The organism is Streptomyces sp. 2-1 (assembly GCF_048564895.1).
Lineage (GTDB): Bacteria > Actinomycetota > Actinomycetes > Streptomycetales > Streptomycetaceae > Streptomyces > Streptomyces phaeochromogenes.
This window is the reverse complement of record NZ_CP183383.1, coordinates 6,792,204-6,809,168: the sequence shown is the minus strand read 5'-3', so window position 1 is coordinate 6,809,168 and position 16,965 is coordinate 6,792,204. Positions and strand designations below refer to the sequence as shown.

13 protein-coding genes are annotated in these 16,965 nt (G+C 70.5%); 5 read left to right on the top strand and 8 right to left on the bottom strand.

Features of this window, described 5'->3' with window-relative positions:
• Window positions 1-277: 277 nt before the first annotated feature.
• The gene (locus ACN20J_RS30110; protein WP_361915774.1) at window positions 278-1,183 is read left to right on the top strand and encodes a DUF4429 domain-containing protein; all 906 of its coding nucleotides are present in this window, start codon (window positions 278-280) and stop codon (window positions 1,181-1,183) included.
• A 50-nt stretch (window positions 1,184-1,233) separates the two neighbouring features.
• On the opposite strand, the gene ACN20J_RS30105 is transcribed toward ACN20J_RS30110, so the two are convergent.
• Window positions 1,234-2,028: a class II aldolase/adducin family protein gene (locus ACN20J_RS30105; RefSeq protein ID WP_189837195.1), complete on the bottom strand. Its 795-nt coding sequence runs from the start codon at window positions 2,026-2,028 to the stop codon at window positions 1,234-1,236.
• A 280-nt stretch (window positions 2,029-2,308) separates the two neighbouring features.
• On the opposite strand from ACN20J_RS30105, the gene ACN20J_RS30100 reads away from it, so the two are divergent.
• Both ACN20J_RS30100 and ACN20J_RS30095 read left to right on the top strand, forming a co-directional pair.
• On the top strand, window positions 2,309-2,827 hold the full coding sequence (locus ACN20J_RS30100; RefSeq protein ID WP_189837194.1) for a hypothetical protein: 519 nt from the start codon (window positions 2,309-2,311) through the stop codon (window positions 2,825-2,827).
• 74 nt (window positions 2,828-2,901) lie between these two features.
• On the top strand, window positions 2,902-3,399 hold the full coding sequence (locus ACN20J_RS30095) for a pyridoxamine 5'-phosphate oxidase family protein (protein ID WP_190229537.1): 498 nt from the start codon (window positions 2,902-2,904) through the stop codon (window positions 3,397-3,399).
• A gap of 27 nt (window positions 3,400-3,426) precedes the next feature.
• Here the strand turns inward: ACN20J_RS30095 and guaA are convergent, their stop codons facing one another.
• The gene (gene guaA / locus ACN20J_RS30090; protein ID WP_190229536.1) at window positions 3,427-5,001 is read right to left on the bottom strand and encodes a glutamine-hydrolyzing GMP synthase; all 1,575 of its coding nucleotides are present in this window, start codon (window positions 4,999-5,001) and stop codon (window positions 3,427-3,429) included.
• A gap of 477 nt (window positions 5,002-5,478) precedes the next feature.
• Between guaA and ACN20J_RS30085 the strand changes: the two genes are divergently transcribed.
• On the top strand, window positions 5,479-5,769 hold the full coding sequence (locus ACN20J_RS30085; RefSeq protein WP_361893790.1) for a chorismate mutase: 291 nt from the start codon (window positions 5,479-5,481) through the stop codon (window positions 5,767-5,769).
• A gap of 708 nt (window positions 5,770-6,477) precedes the next feature.
• On the opposite strand, the gene ACN20J_RS30080 is transcribed toward ACN20J_RS30085, so the two are convergent.
• Together ACN20J_RS30080 and ACN20J_RS30075 are read right to left on the bottom strand one after the other, a co-directional pair.
• A complete protein-coding gene (locus tag ACN20J_RS30080; protein WP_419667227.1) occupies window positions 6,478-7,281 on the bottom strand; it encodes a hypothetical protein in 804 nt (267 codons plus the stop codon).
• A 19-nt stretch (window positions 7,282-7,300) separates the two neighbouring features.
• The gene (locus ACN20J_RS30075) at window positions 7,301-8,491 is read right to left on the bottom strand and encodes a hypothetical protein (RefSeq protein WP_259333308.1); all 1,191 of its coding nucleotides are present in this window, start codon (window positions 8,489-8,491) and stop codon (window positions 7,301-7,303) included.
• Between the two features lie 311 nt (window positions 8,492-8,802).
• Here ACN20J_RS30075 and ACN20J_RS30070 point away from each other — a divergent pair, with 311 nt between their 5' ends.
• Window positions 8,803-9,801 (top strand): LAETG motif-containing sortase-dependent surface protein, encoded by a 999-nt coding sequence (locus ACN20J_RS30070; RefSeq protein ID WP_361893781.1) that lies wholly within the window; start codon window positions 8,803-8,805, stop codon window positions 9,799-9,801.
• 136 nt (window positions 9,802-9,937) lie between these two features.
• Here ACN20J_RS30070 and ACN20J_RS30065 read toward each other — a convergent pair whose 3' ends face one another.
• From ACN20J_RS30065 to ACN20J_RS30050, 4 genes are all read right to left on the bottom strand, one after another.
• Complete coding sequence (locus ACN20J_RS30065; protein WP_419667226.1) at window positions 9,938-11,716, bottom strand: GMC oxidoreductase; 1,779 nt, start codon at window positions 11,714-11,716, stop codon at window positions 9,938-9,940.
• Between the two features lie 96 nt (window positions 11,717-11,812).
• Window positions 11,813-13,438, bottom strand: a complete 1,626-nt coding sequence (locus ACN20J_RS30060) for a succinic semialdehyde dehydrogenase (protein ID WP_326759661.1) — start codon at window positions 13,436-13,438, stop codon at window positions 11,813-11,815.
• A 127-nt stretch (window positions 13,439-13,565) separates the two neighbouring features.
• Window positions 13,566-15,392, bottom strand: coding sequence for a protein kinase domain-containing protein (locus ACN20J_RS30055; RefSeq protein WP_419667225.1), 1,827 nt, complete (start codon window positions 15,390-15,392; stop codon window positions 13,566-13,568).
• A gap of 74 nt (window positions 15,393-15,466) precedes the next feature.
• Window positions 15,467-16,951 carry a diacylglycerol/lipid kinase family protein gene (locus ACN20J_RS30050; RefSeq protein ID WP_419667224.1) on the bottom strand — a complete coding sequence of 495 codons (1,485 nt, stop codon included), beginning with the start codon at window positions 16,949-16,951 and terminating at the stop codon, window positions 15,467-15,469.
• Window positions 16,952-16,965: the final 14 nt, after the last annotated feature.

Genomic DNA, 16,965 nt, shown 5'->3' with positions numbered 1-16,965 from the left:
GGGTCGAACCCTCATTTACCGCACGCCCCACCGAACCGACCGCACGCCCTACCGAAATGCCACGTTCGCACGCCACCGCCGCACCACGGACAGCGGCACGACCACCGGCCCCACGGCCACCGGTCGCACAGTCAACCCCCGCACATCTGCGCAGCCGCACAACTGCCTCGCGACGACAGCGCATTGTGCCGTACCCCACACCCCGCGCGTCCGCCAGGTCTGGTCAGCGCGGGTGAACCACCCACCCCCGTGTTGACCCGGCTGCGAGAATTCCCGTATGGCCGAGATCATCCAGCGCGACGGGACCTGGGCCTTCGACGGCAGCACGGTCCGGATCACTCCTGGACTGCACCGCTCCGTGCCGCTGTTCCGGCAGACGTACGGAGAGATCGCCGTGCCCCTCGAAGCGGTCGCGGGCGTCGCCTACGAACCCGAACGCAAGCGGGGCCGCCTGCGCCTGAGACTCCGCGAGGGCGCCGACCCGCTGCTCCAGGCGACCGGTGGCCGCCTGCCGGAGCCCGCGGACCCGTACCGGCTGGTGGTGGACATCGACCGCTCGGGCGTCGCCGAGTACGTCGCCGAGGAGATCCGGCGCGCCCTGCTCCTCGAAGAGATTCCCAAGGAACCGGCCAGAACCTACCTCGTGCCCGGCCCGCCCGTCCCCGTTTCGGTCCGTTCCAGCGACGGCACGGTGTCCTTCGACGGCACCCGGGTCCGTATCGACTGGAGCGACACCTCGGACCGGGTGAAGCGTGCGACGGGCCCGCGCATCATCGACCTGCCGGACCTGGTCCAGGTGGAGTGGCTGCCCAACTCCGGTTACGAGGACGGGTTCCTGCGCTTCGTGACGCGCGACTCGGTGTTCTCCAAACTGCCGCCGGAGAAGGACCCGTTCGCCCTCGACCTGTGGGGCAGTGCCCGGCGCGATCTGCTCACGGCGCTGGTCGCCACCGCGGTCATGGCCCGGCTCCCGCACCCGTCCACCCGGTCCGGCGAGTACGCCCAGGGCGACCCGCCCCGCCTCCCGGCCGCGCCCGAGGACGCCGTACCGCAGCTGCCCCGGCAGGGCCACCACGACGTACTCCTGCGCCGCCTCAGGGAGTTGGGCGAACTGCACCGCGACGGGGTGCTGACGGACGAGGAGTTCGCGACGACGAAGGCGGCGGTGCTGCGGGACTTCTGACACGGGCGACTCGGGCCTTCCGACTGGGGCCTTCCGACTGGGGAGACCGGCTAGCTGAGGAGATCGGGTTCGCTGCGGCTGATGTCCTGCCACAGCGGCTGGTAGTTGATCCACGCCACCAGATCCCCGCCGAGCTGCTCCCGTGTCGCGACCGCCTGCTTGTGGTCGATGAGTACGGGACGGCCCGCGGCGCACGCGGTCAGCTGCACCTGGCACGAGCGCTCCATCGACAGGAACCACCAGGCCGCCGCGTCCACCGAGTCGCCGACGGTCAGCAGCCCGTGGTTGCGCAGCACGAGCGCCTTGCGGGTGCCGAGCCCGGAGGCGATGCGCCGCCCCTCCTCGGCGTCCACGGCGACCCCCGAGTACGCGTCGTACAGCGCGTGGTCCTCGTAGAAGGCGCAGCTCTCCTGGGTGATCGGGTCGAGCAGGTCGCCGAGCGCGGACAGCGCGCGGCCGTGCACCGAGTGGCAGTGGGCGACCGCGACGACGTCCGGCCGGGCGGCGTGCACCTGGGCGTGCACGGTGAACGCCGCCTGGTTCACGTGATACCGGCCCTCGATCACCTGCCCGTCCTCGTTGGCCATGACCAGGTCACTGACCGTGACGTGCTTGAACGGCATTCCGAACGGGTTGACCCAGAAACAGTTGCTGTATTCGGGATCGCGCGCGGTGATGTGACCGGAGACCCCGTCCTCGAACCCGAGCCGGCCGAAGAGCCGCAGCGCGCCCGCGAGGCGTTCCTTGCGGTGCCGCCGTTCGTCGTCGAGCGACTCGTGCATCGGCGGCATGGCGAACCGCAGCCGGTCGGTGGGAAGCGGCAGGGGCGGTGTGGGCCCGGGCATATGTCCTCCAGCCCTGAGGTACGGACTCCGTACGTGTTTACGGGCGGGAAGTTACCGGCGGTCAGCGCAGGAGAACAGAGATGTTCGTGAAGAGAGTGCACAACCGTTGCACGGGGTCGCTGGTCTGCCTGTCTGGAGCCAATCTATTCGGTCGGGCACCTGCACCGACGCCCCCTGGAGGACCCCCCGTGCGCAGTCACCCCCCTATGCTGCGCGGACCGCGTCCCGCGACCGCACCCCCCACCCGCCCATGAAGAGAAACGAGCGCCTTGTCACAGGCATGCTCAGACAGATCGCCACGCGCGATGTGGTCGTCCTGGACGACCTCGGTGGATCCCCCCGCCGCCTCGCCGCGCTCACCTACATCGCCGTGCAGTACGGATTCCGCTACGAGGAGACGAACAGACTCGGCCAGACACTCCAGGTCCGCCTGACCCGCGACCCCCGCCCCGAGGCCCGCGAACGCAGCACGGCCGCCCTCGGCCGCCTCGCCGCCGGCCGCGCTCCGGGCATGCGCCCCGGCACGCTCAAACCGCTGCCGGACGTGGCGCCCGCGGTCGGCCTGCTCAAGGCCCGTATCGAGTTCGACGCGCTCTCCGACGACCTGGACTGGCGCCGCAAGGCCGTCTTCATGACCGCCAGCGCGGCCCTCATGGCGCTGCTGCTGATCCCCGCGGGCTGGAGGGCCTCGCTCGCCGCGAGCGCCACCATGGCCGCGGTGTTCGCGCTCTTCCTGCGTCTGGAGGTGTTACGGAAGGACCGGCTGGCCCGCCGGCTGCGCTCGGCGGGGCTGATCTGAGCGATCCGCCCGAAGAGGAATCCTCCGCCTGAAAGGCGCCAGAAGATGTCGGGTATCGGCGTCAGACTCGTCGTATGACTCGGACGACATCGACTCGCAGGACATCGAACTGGGCAGCGTTCACCGCCGCGGAACCGGACCTCGCCAAGACCGTCGAGGACCGGTTCTCGGCCTTCACGCACCACATCGTGGCGACCCTCCGCAAGGACGGGTCGCCACGCACCTCGGGACTCGAAGTCCGTTTCCTGAACGGGGAGTTGTGGCTCGGCATGATGCCCGACTCGCTCAAGGCACTGGACCTGCGCCGCGACCCGCGCTTCGCCCTCCAGGCCAATCCGGGTCCCGGCACGGAGATGGCGGGCGGCGACGTACGGATCGCGGGCCGGGCCGTCGAGGTCGAGGACCCGGCGGAGCGCGCCCGGTACGCCGAAGAGGTGGAACCGCCGGAGCCGTTCCACCTCTTCCGCACCGAGCTGACGGAGGTCGTACGGACCTACGTCGAGGACGACACGTATCTGGTCGTCGAGATCTGGAAGCCCGGAGAGCCGGTGCGGACTCTCAAGCGGACGTGAGCCCCGGGGACACCCGGGGCCGTGGGGCTACTCCCACTCGATGGTGCCCGGCGGCTTCGACGTGACGTCGAGGACGACCCGGTTGACGTCCGCGACCTCGTTCGTGATGCGTGTCGAGATCTTCGCGAGGACGTCGTACGGCAGGCGCGACCAGTCGGCGGTCATCGCGTCCTCGGACGAGACGGGCCGCAGCACGATCGGGTGGCCGTACGTCCGGCCGTCGCCCTGGACGCCGACGCTGCGGACGTCCGCGAGCAGCACGACCGGGCACTGCCAGATGTCGCGGTCGAGGCCGGCCGCCGTCAGCTCCTCGCGGGCAATGGCGTCGGCCTCGCGGAGCAGGTCGAGCCGCTCCTTGGTGACCTCGCCGACGATCCGGATGCCGAGGCCGGGGCCCGGGAACGGCTGGCGCTGGACGATCTCGTCCGGCAGGCCGAGCTCCTGGCCGACCATCCGGACCTCGTCCTTGAACAGCTTGCGCAGCGGCTCGATCAGCTTGAACTCGAGGTCTTCCGGCAGCCCGCCCACGTTGTGGTGGGACTTGATGTTGGCGGTGCCGGTGCCGCCGCCGGACTCGACGACGTCCGGGTAGAGCGTGCCCTGCACCAGGAAGGCGACCTCGGGACCCTCGTCCGCGATGATCTCGGCCTGGGCCTGCTCGAAGACGCGGATGAACTCGCGCCCGATGATCTTCCGCTTCTCCTCGGGGTCACTGACTCCCTTGAGGGCGGTGAGGAAGCGCTCCTCCGCGTCCACGACCTTCAGCTGTACGCCGGTCGCGGCCACGAAGTCCTTCTCGACCTGCTCGGTCTCGCCCTGGCGCATCAGACCGTGGTCGACGTACACGCAGGTCAGCTGGGTGCCGATGGCCTTCTGGACGAGGGCCGCGGCGACCGCGGAGTCCACGCCGCCGGAGAGGCCGCAGATGGCGCGCTTGTCGCCGACCTGCTCGCGGATCGCGGCGACCTGCTCCTCGATCACATTGCCGGTGGTCCAGGAGGGGGTCAGGCCCGCGCCCCGGTACAGGAAGTGTTCGAGCACCTGCTGGCCGTGCGTGGAGTGCATGACCTCGGGGTGGTACTGGACCCCGTACAGCCGCTTCTCGTCGTTCTCGAAGGCGGCGACCGGGACGACGTCCGTGGAGGCCGTGACCGAGAAGCCCTCCGGGGCCGCGCTGCACGCGTCGCCGTGGGACATCCACACCGACTGCTCGTCCGGGGTGCCCTCGAAGAGGGTCGAGCCCGACTTGGAGACGTGCAGCGGCGTACGGCCGTACTCGCGGGCGCCCGTGTTGTCGACCGTGCCGCCGAGGGTGGTCGCCATCAGCTGGAAGCCGTAGCACATGCCGAAGACCGGGACGCCGGCCTCGAAGAGCGCGCGGTCCAGGCGGGGCGCGCCTTCCGCGTACACCGACGAGGGGCCGCCGGAGAGGATGATCGCCGCCGGGTTCTTGGCGAGCATCTCCGCGACCGGCATGGTGCTCGGCACGATCTCGCTGTAGACGCGGGCCTCGCGGACTCGGCGGGCGATGAGCTGGGCGTACTGCGCACCGAAGTCGACGACCAGGACGGTGTCGGGGGCGACGGGGGACGCTTCTGGCACGGTTTGCCTTCCGGCGGTTCAGCAGGGATGTGCTCCCGAGTCTAACCGGGCGCCCGGAGCCACCGTCCCGTCCCTGGGGGCTGCCGCCCCCAGACCCCCGCCATCGGCCTGAACGGCCTCGTCCTCAAACGCCGGACGGGCTGACAACCAGCCCCTCCGGCGTTTGAGGAGCGGGGGTTCGGGGGCGGAGCCCCTGAAAAGGGACGGGAATGGGTAGGGGCGGCGGGGGCGAAAGAAGATGTCTCAGGATTCGAACCGAGTTGGACGGCACCGCCCGCCCGGGCATACTGCTCCCATGCTCACGCACGAGACCTTCGTCTTTACCTATGGCAACCGGCCCACCGGCTGCCATGGTCGTGCTGCTTGAGCAACTGACAAGCGACTTCCCAGGCGCCCCGGGCCGACAAGGCCCGGGGCGCCTCGCGGTTTCCGGGCCTTGCCGCTCCGGGGCACCCCACCCGAAGAGGAGCCCCCGAGATGAGCACAGCCACCGACACGGACAAGACCGGCGCCCGTACCGAAGAGGCCGCCGACGTCATCACCGGCGCCCGCGAACGCATCGACGCCCTGGACGACCGGATCATCGGCCTCGTCCAGGAACGCATGGCGATCTCGGCGGTCATCCAGGAGGCCCGGATCGCCTCCGGAGGCCGCCGCGTGAACCTGTCACGCGAGATGGACGTCCTCGGCCACTACAGGGACGCGCTCGGCAAGCCGGGCACCTCGCTCGCGATGACGCTCCTGGAGCTGTGCCGGGGCCGCGTCTGAAGCCGGCTTCCGAGATCCGGGGAGGCCGAGGACGTCCGGGATCCGATCCGCGTACGACATCCCCGTACGACGGACGTCCGGTGCACGCACGTACGCATGTCCTCTCACCCGTACGGCGCGTGACCGCCCCGCGGCGGGCTTCGTTGGTCCCGGTGTCCGTGTCAGCCAGGGGCGGGCCCGAAGAACCACGCGTGGCTCCGCTGGAACGATGAGGCGTACGGACGTGCGCCGTGGGACCTCGTTCCAGAGAAGTGACCGGACGGCAGGGGACAGCAGCCCGGTCACCCAAGAGAGGTCGGTTCCGGGGACGCCCGGAACCGACCGGCGGAATCTGTGCAAGGGCGGTCGAAACGGTTGCGGAGGCCGCGGCCCATCGAGCACGATGTTTGGAACCACCCCAAGTCCCAGAGCAGACAGCAGCATTGGATCGTCTTACCGCCATTGGTCGAGACCATGCGCACTCCCCCGGTGCGCCGGGGCGCCGACCGGGCGGACAAGCCAGTAAACGGCGCACCCCCCGGCGCCGTCCCGCAGGCACCGGCGCTGCCCTGACGTCGGTGCTGACCACGAAGGGCCCCGCGGTTGTCCCGCGGGGCCCTTCGCCTGTCCGGTGCGCCGTCGGTGCGCCGTCGGTACACCGTCGGTGCGTCGTCGGTACGCCGTGCGGCCGGTCCCGTGTCCCGGGCCGTGCCCTTCCGTCCCGTCCTGTCAGGCCGTCGTCTTCTTGAGCTTGGCGAGCTGCGCCTCGACGAGTTCGGCCGGGACCTCGACCTCGTCGGCGTCCAGCATGTTCATCGAGCTGAAGGCGACCAGCGTCGAACCGTCGCGGACGACCGTGTACGCGGCCGGGACCTCCGCCCCCTCGATGGAGGCGACCAGCCGGAACGCGACGGACTCGTCGCCCAGCTTCGGATCGGCCAGCTCCTTGACCCCGGAGTACTTGTAGCCGACGTACTGGTACGCGGTGCACTCCCCCGTCGCCTTGCGCAGCCCGTCGAGCACGTCGTCGGCCTCGCCCGATCCGTACGAGAGGAGCGCGAGCGTGGTCACCGAGGCGTCCGTCTCGTCCTTGGCCGTGATGCCACGGCTGAGGGAGGTCCGTGAGACCGGGTCGGTGGTGAACAGGAACATGTCGGCGACCGGCTGACACTTGGCCGGGGCCGCCGGGGAGGACGCCCCCTGGAGGTCGGCGGATCCGGCGCCCTCGACCTTGTAGCCCTTGACGTCACCCGTCGCGAGCGCGGCCTTCTTCAACTGCGCCCGGGTCAGGGGCTCGTCCGCGTCCGAGGCGACCGAAGAACCCTTGCTCGACCCCTTCGCCTGGTCCTGGCCCTGGTCCTTGCCCTCGGCCCCCTCTTTGCCCTGCTCCTTCGATGTGTCGGCCGACTGTCCGGTGGCCGACGTCCGTGCCGCCTTCTTGTCCTTGCCGTCGCCGCCCGAGCACGCCGAGGCGCACCCGAGGCCGACGACGACCGATGCGGCCACTAGGGTCCGCGTGATCCTTTTGCTCATGTCCCACTCATGTCCGTACTCATGTCCGGGACACGGTCCCACACGCCTCCGTCCCGGACTTGTCGAGCTCCTGGCTGCGGTCGTACGGGTCGGTCGTGGGCCCGCTCGGCGGGGCGCCCGTGGGTTCGACCGAGTCGAACTGCGGGTGCAGGAAGCCGTCGTAGATGTCGCAGGCGGAGTTGGCGAGATTCTGGTCGTAGCGGCTCACCGAGAGCCTGCCCGGTGTGACCTCGTACTTCGCCGGATTGAGGAGCTCCAGGTCGAGGATGCGGCGGACGATGGTGCGGGAGACCTCGGTGGAGTCCGGGTCGGCCAGGGCCAGCGGGTAGACGAAGGTGTAGTCGGCGTGGATGACGACGGCACCGTCCTTGCCCGCCTTGAAGGTCGTACGGCCACGGGTCTTGACCACGTCGCCGACGAGCCGCACCTCGTCCGGGTCGAAGCGGCTGAAGAGCCAGAGCGGGTCGTTGTCCTTGCCGGGCTTGCGGAGCCAGGACTTCGCGTCGTCGATCATGTCCGGCTGCTTGGGGTCGAGGATCTTGTCGAGCGTGGTCTCGGGGGTACCGCCGAGCAGGGTCTTGCGGTCGAGGTTCGTGTCGACGAGCAGCGACTTGGTCTGTGCCAGGGCCTTGGCCACCTGGTCCTTGCCGAACGCGCCGACCGGCTTGGCCTCCGGCAGGACGATTCCGGCCGCGCCGTCGGCGTACCGCACGGCCGGGGAGCCGGCGAACGGCTCGTCCAGCGTGGGCGTTCCGGGCGCGGCCGAGGGGGCGTTCGTCGGGGCCGCGGTCTCGTCGGGCAGCGGGTTCGCCGACTGCGTGCCCTCGTCCGTGTCCGTGCCCGTGCCGAACAGGTCACCCGGCAGCAGGGACGGCTTCATCGCCACCACGGCCAGCGCGATCGCGAGCACGACGCCGATGACCGTCCACACCTTGCGGCGCCGGGCCGCCCGCCCGTTCATCTCCTGCCAGGCGGGCCCGGTGCGCCACCCCGGGGGCAGCTCGCCGCGCGCCTCCTGCTGCCGCAGCCTTTCGGTCACCATGCGGGCCCGCGCGGAGGGCTCCTTGGGCGCGTCGGACGTGTGGATGTCCCGCTCGCTGTCCTGGACGAACTGCGCCCACACGTCCTCCGGTATGGACTCACCGGACTTCCCGGGCTCTCCGGGTTTCCCGGGCTCCTCGGGTGACTTCTCCGACGGCTTCTCGGCCACGGCGCTCGCGCCTCTCCCCCATGATCGACCCGCGGATCGACGTGTTCTTCGAATTGCTCGACGGATTACTGGACGGACTTACTCGACGGACAAACGATGGACAGTTCTATGGCGTGGGCACGGGAGTTCACAAGTCCGAGCCTGCTGTGACCCAGCCCACATAAGAATCCTGTGAGTTCGGGGACAACCCTTTACAGGAGTCACAGGTCTCACTTGCGGAACCAACGGCCGTACCCGCGTACCCCGCACGCGGAGGCCTCCCAACCTCTCGTGCCGCAACGCTGCGGTACGCCGGACTCTCCGAGGTCTTCATGAAGCTTCGCCGTGTCATGGCCGCCGCGGCCACGACGGCCGTCATAGCTCCGCTCGCGCTGCTGTCGGCTCCCGCCGCCTTCGCGACGGACCCCACGCCCACGGGGACCGAGTCCGCGTCCACGACGCCGAGCCCGACGCCGTCCACCACCGAGACGACGACGCCCAGCCCGACGCCCACGACGACGCCGCCGAGCACCGAGATCCCCTCGGGCACGCCGACCCCGAGCACCACCACGACGCCCACCGGGTCGCCGACCACGACGCCCGAGCCGAGCGAGGACCCGACCGACCCGGACGTCCCGTACTGCGAGGACCTCGACGAGAACTACGGCGACGCCAAGGTCTCCGCGGACATCAAGGGTCTGCCCGGCAAGATCGTCGCGGGCGACGGCTTCCACAACTTCAACCTGGTCGTCACCAACGAGTCGAAGGCCGACCTCAAGGGTGTCGCCTTCTACGCCGAGATCGAGAACTACGAGCTCGACGAGGCGAAGTTCCTGAGCCCGTACGTCACGCTGGAGTTCAAGAACACCGAGTCCGGCAAGTGGGAGCGGATCGGCGACGAGAGCTGGGCCGGCGACTACTTCTTCTACGTCGAGACCCTGAAGGCGAAGGCGAGCGAGAAGGTCGACCTGCGCTTCAGCGTCGACAAGGGCGCTCCGGCCGGTGACTCGTACTCCTTCGGCTCCGGCGCCTACCTGGACAACATCAAGGGCCAGGACTGCATCGCCGAGGGCTGGGCGCAGTACGACTTCGAGGTGCTGAAGGCCGGCTCGACCAACCCCGACCCGGGCACCGCCGACCCGAGTGACAACGGCAAGGACCCGGTGAAGAAGCCCCAGGGCAACGTCTCCGAGCTGCCGACCGGCAACCTCGCCGAGACCGGCTCCAGCTCCGCCCTGCCGACCATCGGTCTCGTCGGCGGCGCCGCCGTCGTCGCCGGTGCCGGCGCGGTGTTCGTCGTCCGCCGCCGCAAGGCTGCTGCCGACGTCTAGGACGCGTAGGGCGTAACTCGCTTCACGCGACCAACGCTTCACGCAAGAAACGAAGGACCTGCGCTCGGAGGGGGGCGCAGGTCCTTCGTCGTTTCCTGGCCGTCTGCCGCAGGGAGTGCGGGGAGTACGACCGGGGTTACTTCTTCGGTGGCACCGTCGGCATTCCCAGGAACGGCAGGCGCAGTGCGCCGAAGGCGTCCGCGGGGACGGCGGGGGCGAGGGGCTCGACCGGCTTCAGACGCTCGTACGCGGTGCCCTGCGCCGGACGCGGGTCCGCCTCGCCCTTGTTGGGCCAGTAGGACATCGCCCGCTCCGCCTGCGCGGTGATCGTCAGCGAGGGGTTGACGCCCAGGTTCGCCGAGACCGCGGCGCCGTCGACCACCGAGATGCCGGGGTGGCCGTACAGCCGGTGGTACGGGTCGATGACGCCCTCGGCGGCCGACGCGCCGATCGGGCAGCCGCCCAGGAAGTGGGCGGTGAGCGGGGTGCCCATCAGCTCGCCGACGTTCGAGCCGGCGAAGCCGTTGATCTCCGCGGCGATCGCGGAGGCGGACTCCGAAGCGGCCTTGATCTGCTTGGGGTTGGGGGCGCCGTGGCCCTGCCTGGCCGTCAGCAGGCCCTTGCCCGCGCCCTTCGGCTTCAGGTACGTCGTCAGGGAGTTGTCGAGGGACTGCATCACCAGGCCGATGATGGTCCGCTCCGACCAGCGGCGGTTGGAGAGCGAGCGGGCCACGAGGGTGGGGTGCTTCACCGCGTTGACCAGCCAGCCCAGCACCCTCGACGAGCCCTCGGTGTAAGGGACTTGGAGGATCGACAGACTGCCCATCGAGTTGGAGCCCCTGCCGTAGCGGACGGGCTCGATGTGGGTGTTCTCGTCCGGGTGGACCGACGAGGTGATCGCGACTCCGCGCGTGAAGTCGACCTTCGCCTCGCCGGTGGCCTTCCGGTAGCGGCGGTTGTCGGTCTGCGCGCCGACCAGGGCCTCGGAGTTGGTACGGGTCAGCTCGCCCAGCCTGCCCGACAGGTACGGGAGTTGGCCACTCGACTTCATACGGTGCAGCAGGGTCTGTGTGCCGTACGTACCGGCGGCGAGGACGACCCGGCGGGCCTTGAAGGTCCGGCCCTCGCCCTTGCGTTTCTCGTCCGTGGGGAGCGTCGCGACGGCGTAGCCGCCCTGCGAGTCGTCCGTGACCGACACGACGGTCGTCATGGGGTGGACGACAGCGCCCGCCTTCTCGGCGAGGTACAGGTAGTTCTCGTTGAGGGTGTTCTTCGCGCCGTGCCGGCAGCCCGTCATGCACTCGCCGCACTCGGCGCATGCCTTGCGGGCCGGCCCCGCCCCGCCGAAGTACGGGTCGTCGACCTGTTGTCCGGGGCTCGCCTTCGCGGTTCCGTCGGCGTCCTCGCCGTCACCGAAGAAGACACCGACCGGCGCCATGTGGAAGGTGTCGCCGACGCCCATCCGCTGGGCGGCCGCCTTGAGATGGACGTCCGACGGGGTCATGGTCGGGTTGAGCCGTACGCCGAGCATCCGCTGGGCCTGGTCGTAGTACGGCTTCAACTCCTCCTGCCAGTCGGTGATGTCCTTCCACTGCGGGTCCTCGAAGAACGGCTTCGGCGGTACGTAGAGGGTGTTGGCGTAGTTGAGCGAGCCGCCGCCGACGCCTGCGCCCGCCAGGACCATGACGTTGCCGAGGAGGTGGATGCGCTGGATGCCGTACATGCCGAGTTTCGGCGCCCAGAGGTAGTTCTTGAGGTCCCAGGAGTTCTTGGGGAGGGACTCGGGGGTGAAGCGGCGGCCCGCCTCCAGGACGCCTACGCGGTAGCCCTTCTCCGTCAGGCGAAGGGCCGTTACCGAGCCGCCGAATCCTGAACCCACGACGATGACGTCGTAGTCGTAAGCGTCCTGAGGCACGTGTGCTCCTCGTTGAGTGTCCGTGCGGGTTGTATGTGGTTGTTCGCGCTCACGCGGCGGAGCCGCATGTCGATGCAGCCCCGCGCCCCGGGGCGCCTACCGGAACCGGAATGCCTTCATGAGCCTCAGGCTGCGGCTCATGAACTGGGCGTAGCCCTCGTCGTCCATGCCGAGGGAGGGGGCCATGGGCAGCAGGCGCTGCTGGGCCACCGTCTGGGCCTCGGTGTACTTGAGGATGCCCTCGGAGCCGTGGCGGCGGCCGAGGCCGGAGTCCTTCATGCCGCCCATCGGGGACTGAACGCTGCCGTAGGCGGGCGCGTAGCCCTCGTTGACGTTGACCGTGCCGGTGCGCAGGCGGGCCGCGACCTTGGCGCCGCGGCGGCCGTCCTTCGTCCACACCGACGAGTTGAGGCCGTACGGCGTGGAGTTGGCGAGTTCGACCGCCTCGTCCTCGTCCTTGAAGCGGTAGATGGAGACGACCGGACCGAAGGTCTCCTCGTTGCAGACCGCCATCGGCGCCTCGACGCCGTCCAGGATCGTGGGCTCGAAGAAGTACGGGCCGATGTCCGGGCGGGCGACACCGCCCGCGACGAGCTTGGCGCCCTTGGAGACGGCCTCCTCGACGTGCCGGGTCACCGTCTCCAGCTGGCGCTCGCCGACCAGCGAGCCCATCTCGGCGCCGTACGAGAGGGACTTGCCGAGCCGCATCGCCCTGGTGCGCGTGGCGAACCGCTCCACGAAGGCGTCCGCGATCGACTCGTGGACGTACAACCGCTCGATGGAGATGCAGAGTTGGCCCGCGGACGAGAAGCAGGCGCGGACCGCGCCGGCCGCCGCCTTGTCGATGTCGGCGTCCTCCAGGACCAGCATGGCGTTCTTGCCGCCGAGTTCGAGGGAGACCCCGACCAGGCGGGCAGCCGCGCTCTGGGCGACCTCGCGGCCCGTGCGGGTGGAGCCGGTGAACGAGACGTAGTCGGCGCGCTTGACGACCTCCGGGCCGACGACCGGTCCCTCGCCCAGGACGACCTGGAAGACGTCGGCCGGCAGGCCCGCCTCGATCAGCAGGTCGCGGGCCCACAGGGCGGTGAGGCAGGTCTCGGTGTCGGGCTTCATCACGACGGCGTTGCCCGCGACGAAGGCGGGGATCGCGTCACCGACGGAGAGTTCCAGCGGGTAGTTCCAGGGGGCGATCTGGCCGACGACGCCCCGGGGGTGGCGCAGCTCGGTGACCTTGGTGAGGGTCGGCACGGCGCCCGCGTGGCGCTTCGGCTTGAGGTAGGAGACGGCCTTGCGGCCGTAGTGGCGGGCCGCCACGGCGACGGCCTGCACCTCCTCGTGGGCGTGCAGCCGGGCCTTGCCGGTCTCCAGCTGGATGAGGTCCAGCACCTCGGCCTGGCGGGCGAGCACCAGGTCGTGGAAGCGCAGGAGGACGGCGGCGCGCTGCCTGACCGGGGTCTGGGCCCAGACGGCCTGGGCGGCGCGGGCCTTCTCGTAGGCCCGCTCCACGTCCTCGGGGGTGGACTCGGGCAGGTCGGCCAGCTTCTCGCCCGTGAACGGCGTGTGGTTGGCGGTGCGGCCCGAACCGACCACGCCACGCGTGAGCTGTGCGATCAGCTCCGGCGTGACCACGTCAGCAGCCGTGCGGGCGCCCTCGGGGGCGGGCGCGAGGGGGTTGGTGCCGGTCTTTTCCGGGGCCTGTGCCGGGGCCTGCGAGTCGGTCATGGCCCGCAGCGTATGCCCGGGCCCGCCGCTTTGGGTACCCGGCGGTAATAGGGATTCACCGAGTGCACACACAGCGCCAGCGATCACTGGCAATGAATGGCCTGATCAGGGGGTTGTCCGGCGACGATCAGGGACCGGCCGAAAAATCGGAGCGTGGCGACCACTTCCTCGACCCGCCGATCTCCAGTCGGTCGCGTGCTCCCTTGAACACCTCCGTGCCCCTTTTCTCGTCCGCCGTCCCCTTCGGCATGTCGACACGCAGCTCGTACAGCCGGCTGTCGTCGGTGAGGATCATCAGCTCCATGACGCGGACCATCCTGCCCTCGGTCTCGTAGGTCGTGTCGACGAGCACGGCCTCGTTCCCGTGGAAGGACGTCTTCGTGTACTGCGTCTGCGACTCCCCGTACCCGGCCCATGTCTCGGCCGAGTCCTTCGCCTGGCCCATCGGCGAGCGCGGCGCCTCGTCCCACTGGGTGAGGCGGACCTGGACGACGTCGTCGTTGTCGTAGATGGCCATGCGGGGCTGGTCGTCGGGGCCGCCCTGCTCGTGGAAGCGCACGTACTGCCTGGGGAGGGAGAGAACGGCGTTCAGGTCCTGCTCCTCGTGGGCAACCCAACTGTCCCTGGTGGTCGGCGAGTTCGAGGCTCTTTGGTTCGACGTCACCGACGGCTCGCGCCCTGCGGCGGTCGCGCTCTCGTCGGTGAGCGAGGTCCCGGCCCAGACACCTCCCGCGACGAGGAGGGCACCGGCGAGGGCTACGGCCACGAGGCGCGCGGTGGAGCGCTTGCGCTTGGGGCGTACGGAGCCTGCGGGGATGGACTCGGCCCGGGTGTCCTCCGACGGGGCGGGGGGATCGGAGGGGGTGGCTGCCTCCGAGGAAGTGGCCGTGTCCGAGCGGGCGGGCGAGCCAGGCTCCTCGGACGACTCGGACGACTCACGCGGCCCGGACGGCTCACGCGGCTCCGACGGCTCCGGCAACCTCGGCTTCTCCGACGACCTCGGCTTCTCCTGCGCCCCGTCCGAGGCGGGACGCCCGACGAGCTGCACGGTCCCCGAATCGTCCGCGAACTCCCGTAACGCGGAGGCATCCTGAGGGATCGTCAGTTCTCCCTGCGCGACCGGAGCCGCGACCGGCCACCGTTCCGCCACCGCCTCCAGCACGGCGACCACCTCGTCGGCGTCCGGCCTCACGTCCGGGTCCTTCGCCAGGAGCTGCACGATCAGGGCGCCGAGTGGCCCCGCCTGCTTGGGTTCCGGTGGCTCGCCGGACAGGATCGCGGCGAGGGTGGACTCCAGCGTCGTACGCCGGAAAGGGGACCAGCCCTCTACAGCCGCGTACAGGCAGACGCCGAGGGACCACAGGTCCGCGGCGGGACCCGCGCCGCGGCCGGACATCCGCTCGGGTGCGATGAATTCGAGGGAGCCGACGAACTCCCCGCTCATCGTGATGGATTCCTCGCCCTGGATGTGGGCGATACCGAAGTCGGTGAGCACGACGCGGCCGTGCTGTCCGAGCAGCACGTTGGCCGGTTTCACGTCCCGGTGCACGATGCCCTTGGCGTGCGCGGCCTTCAGCGCGCCCACGACGGCGAGCCCGATGCGGGCGCACTCGGCGGGCGGGAGCGCGCCGCGCTGGAGTACCTCGTGGAGGGACTCGCCGCGGATCAACTCCATGACGATCCAGGGCAGTCCGTCCTCCACGACCACGTCATGGATGGCGACGGCCGCCGGGTGTTCCACGCGCGCCGCCGCGCGTGCCTCCCGCTGGAGTCGGTTGTACGCGCGCTGGTGGGCCGCGTCCTGCGGATCGCCGGGCAGCCGTGGCTCCTTGACCGCGACGTCCCGCTCCACGAGTTCGTCGACGGCCCGCCATACGGTGCCCATGCCGCCGGAGCCGATGCGCTCGGCCAGCCGGTAACGGCCGCCGATCAACCGCCCCCCGTCATCGCTCATGCCCCATCAGTACCGTGCGGGGCCTGAGCTTGTCGATGTCCTGCGGTGGGTCATGAGGAGGGGCATGCGGTGGGTCATGCGGTGGGCGGGGTCCGGTTCTCAGGCAGAGGCTGGTTCCTGGGCAGGGCCCGGTGCTTGGGGAGTGCCGTACGGCCCACCGCCGCCGCGAGTTTGCGCAGCCGGCGCCAGTCCATCGGCGGCTTGGTCTCCGGCACGCCCGGCCGGTTCCGGGGGACGCGCACGCGCAGCGCGCCGGGCTCGATGCGGCACCGCACCGGGGTCGGCAGGACGAAGGCCTCGCCGTCCACGCCGACCTCGACCTCGGGGAGGTCGGCGTCGACGACCACTTCGCGGGCCGTGAGCACCGTGAGCCCGGTGGAGTGCACGCCCAGCAGCAGCCCGGCGGCCTCGGCCGCGTTCTCCACCTTGATGCCGAGGACGCCGAGCAGACCGGACTCCAGCCGCTCGCGGTAGCCGAGGCCCGCCGGATCGTCCATGCGGTAGGGGTTGTTGCTCACGAGGAGGGCCTGGGGAGCGTCGATGACGGCCACCCCGGCCTCCTCCGCCCCACCATCCGTCCCGCCGCTCCCGCCGCTCCCGCCGGTCCCGGCAGTCCCCGCGGTCGTCCCGCCCGGCTCCTCGATCCGGGCGGTCAGCCGCGGCCCCCGCTGGTGGGTGAGCAGCTCCGGCAGCAGTTCCAGCGTCGTACGCACCTTGTCGTCCCGGTACTCGGGGCTCTGCACGACCACCGCGTACGCGCCGAACGAGGCGTTGTTGACGAAGGGGTGCTCGTCGGCGAAGCCGAGGTCGACACGGACCTCGACCCCCGCGTCGGTGAGCGCGTCGAGGCAGGTGGCGGGGTCGTTCCGGTCGAGTCCGAGGTCCATGGCGAAGTGGTTGCGGGTCCCGGCGGAGACGACGAGGAACGGGATGTCGTGCTCGGCGGCGATCGCGGCGACCAGCGCCTGTGTGCCGTCCCCGCCCGCGACGCCGAGCAGGTCGGCCCCGTCGGCGACGGCCCGCTGGGCGAGCTCGGTGACGTCCTCCTTCTGCTCGGGGTCGAGGAGATGGACGCGCGCGCCGAGCCGCTCGGCCTTCTCCTTCAGCCCGAACTGCTCGACCTTTCCGCCGCCGGAGCGCGGATTCATGATGAGGAAGGGCCTGGCGGGGGCGGGGGTCCGGTGCTCGGACACGCGCACGGCATGCGACTTGGTCAGGCTGAGCGCGAACTTCCCGGCCCAGACGGCGGAGCCCCACAGCGCCAGGGACACCACGACGACCCACAGCAGGTTCGCGACGGCGAAGAGCCAGACGACCGCGGCGGGCGTCGCGAGGGCGAGCACCCCGGCCGCGCCCCTGGCCGGTCCCCGGAGGGTAAGTACCCACCAGAGCGCGGCGACCGTGATCGCCGTACCGAGCACCCCGATCACCACGAGCAGCACGCTCGCGGCCCCGGCGAACCCGATCGGCAGCAGTACGGCGAGGCCGGCGGCCGCCAGGGCACCGCGCGCCGCCCACCGCTGGCGTGCGTGCGCACGCACGTCGAGATCCAGGCCCACGCCCGTCACCTCTC

Bases quoted from the DNA above. Each gene is read 5' to 3' on its own strand.
- ACN20J_RS30110 (WP_361915774.1), top strand. From the start codon at position 278: ATGGCCGAGATCATCCAGCGCGACGGGACCTGGGCCTTCGACGGCAGC.
- ACN20J_RS30105 (WP_189837195.1), bottom strand. From the start codon at position 2,028: ATGCCCGGGCCCACACCGCCCCTGCCGCTTCCCACCGACCGGCTGCGG.
- ACN20J_RS30100 (WP_189837194.1), top strand. From the start codon at position 2,309: ATGCTCAGACAGATCGCCACGCGCGATGTGGTCGTCCTGGACGACCTC.
- ACN20J_RS30095 (WP_190229537.1), top strand. From the start codon at position 2,902: ATGACTCGGACGACATCGACTCGCAGGACATCGAACTGGGCAGCGTTC.
- ACN20J_RS30085 (WP_361893790.1), top strand. From the start codon at position 5,479: ATGAGCACAGCCACCGACACGGACAAGACCGGCGCCCGTACCGAAGAG.
- ACN20J_RS30080 (WP_419667227.1), bottom strand. From the start codon at position 7,281: ATGAGCAAAAGGATCACGCGGACCCTAGTGGCCGCATCGGTCGTCGTC.
- ACN20J_RS30070 (WP_361893781.1), top strand. From the start codon at position 8,803: ATGAAGCTTCGCCGTGTCATGGCCGCCGCGGCCACGACGGCCGTCATA.
- ACN20J_RS30060 (WP_326759661.1), bottom strand. From the start codon at position 13,438: ATGACCGACTCGCAGGCCCCGGCACAGGCCCCGGAAAAGACCGGCACC.
- ACN20J_RS30055 (WP_419667225.1), bottom strand. From the start codon at position 15,392: ATGAGCGATGACGGGGGGCGGTTGATCGGCGGCCGTTACCGGCTGGCC.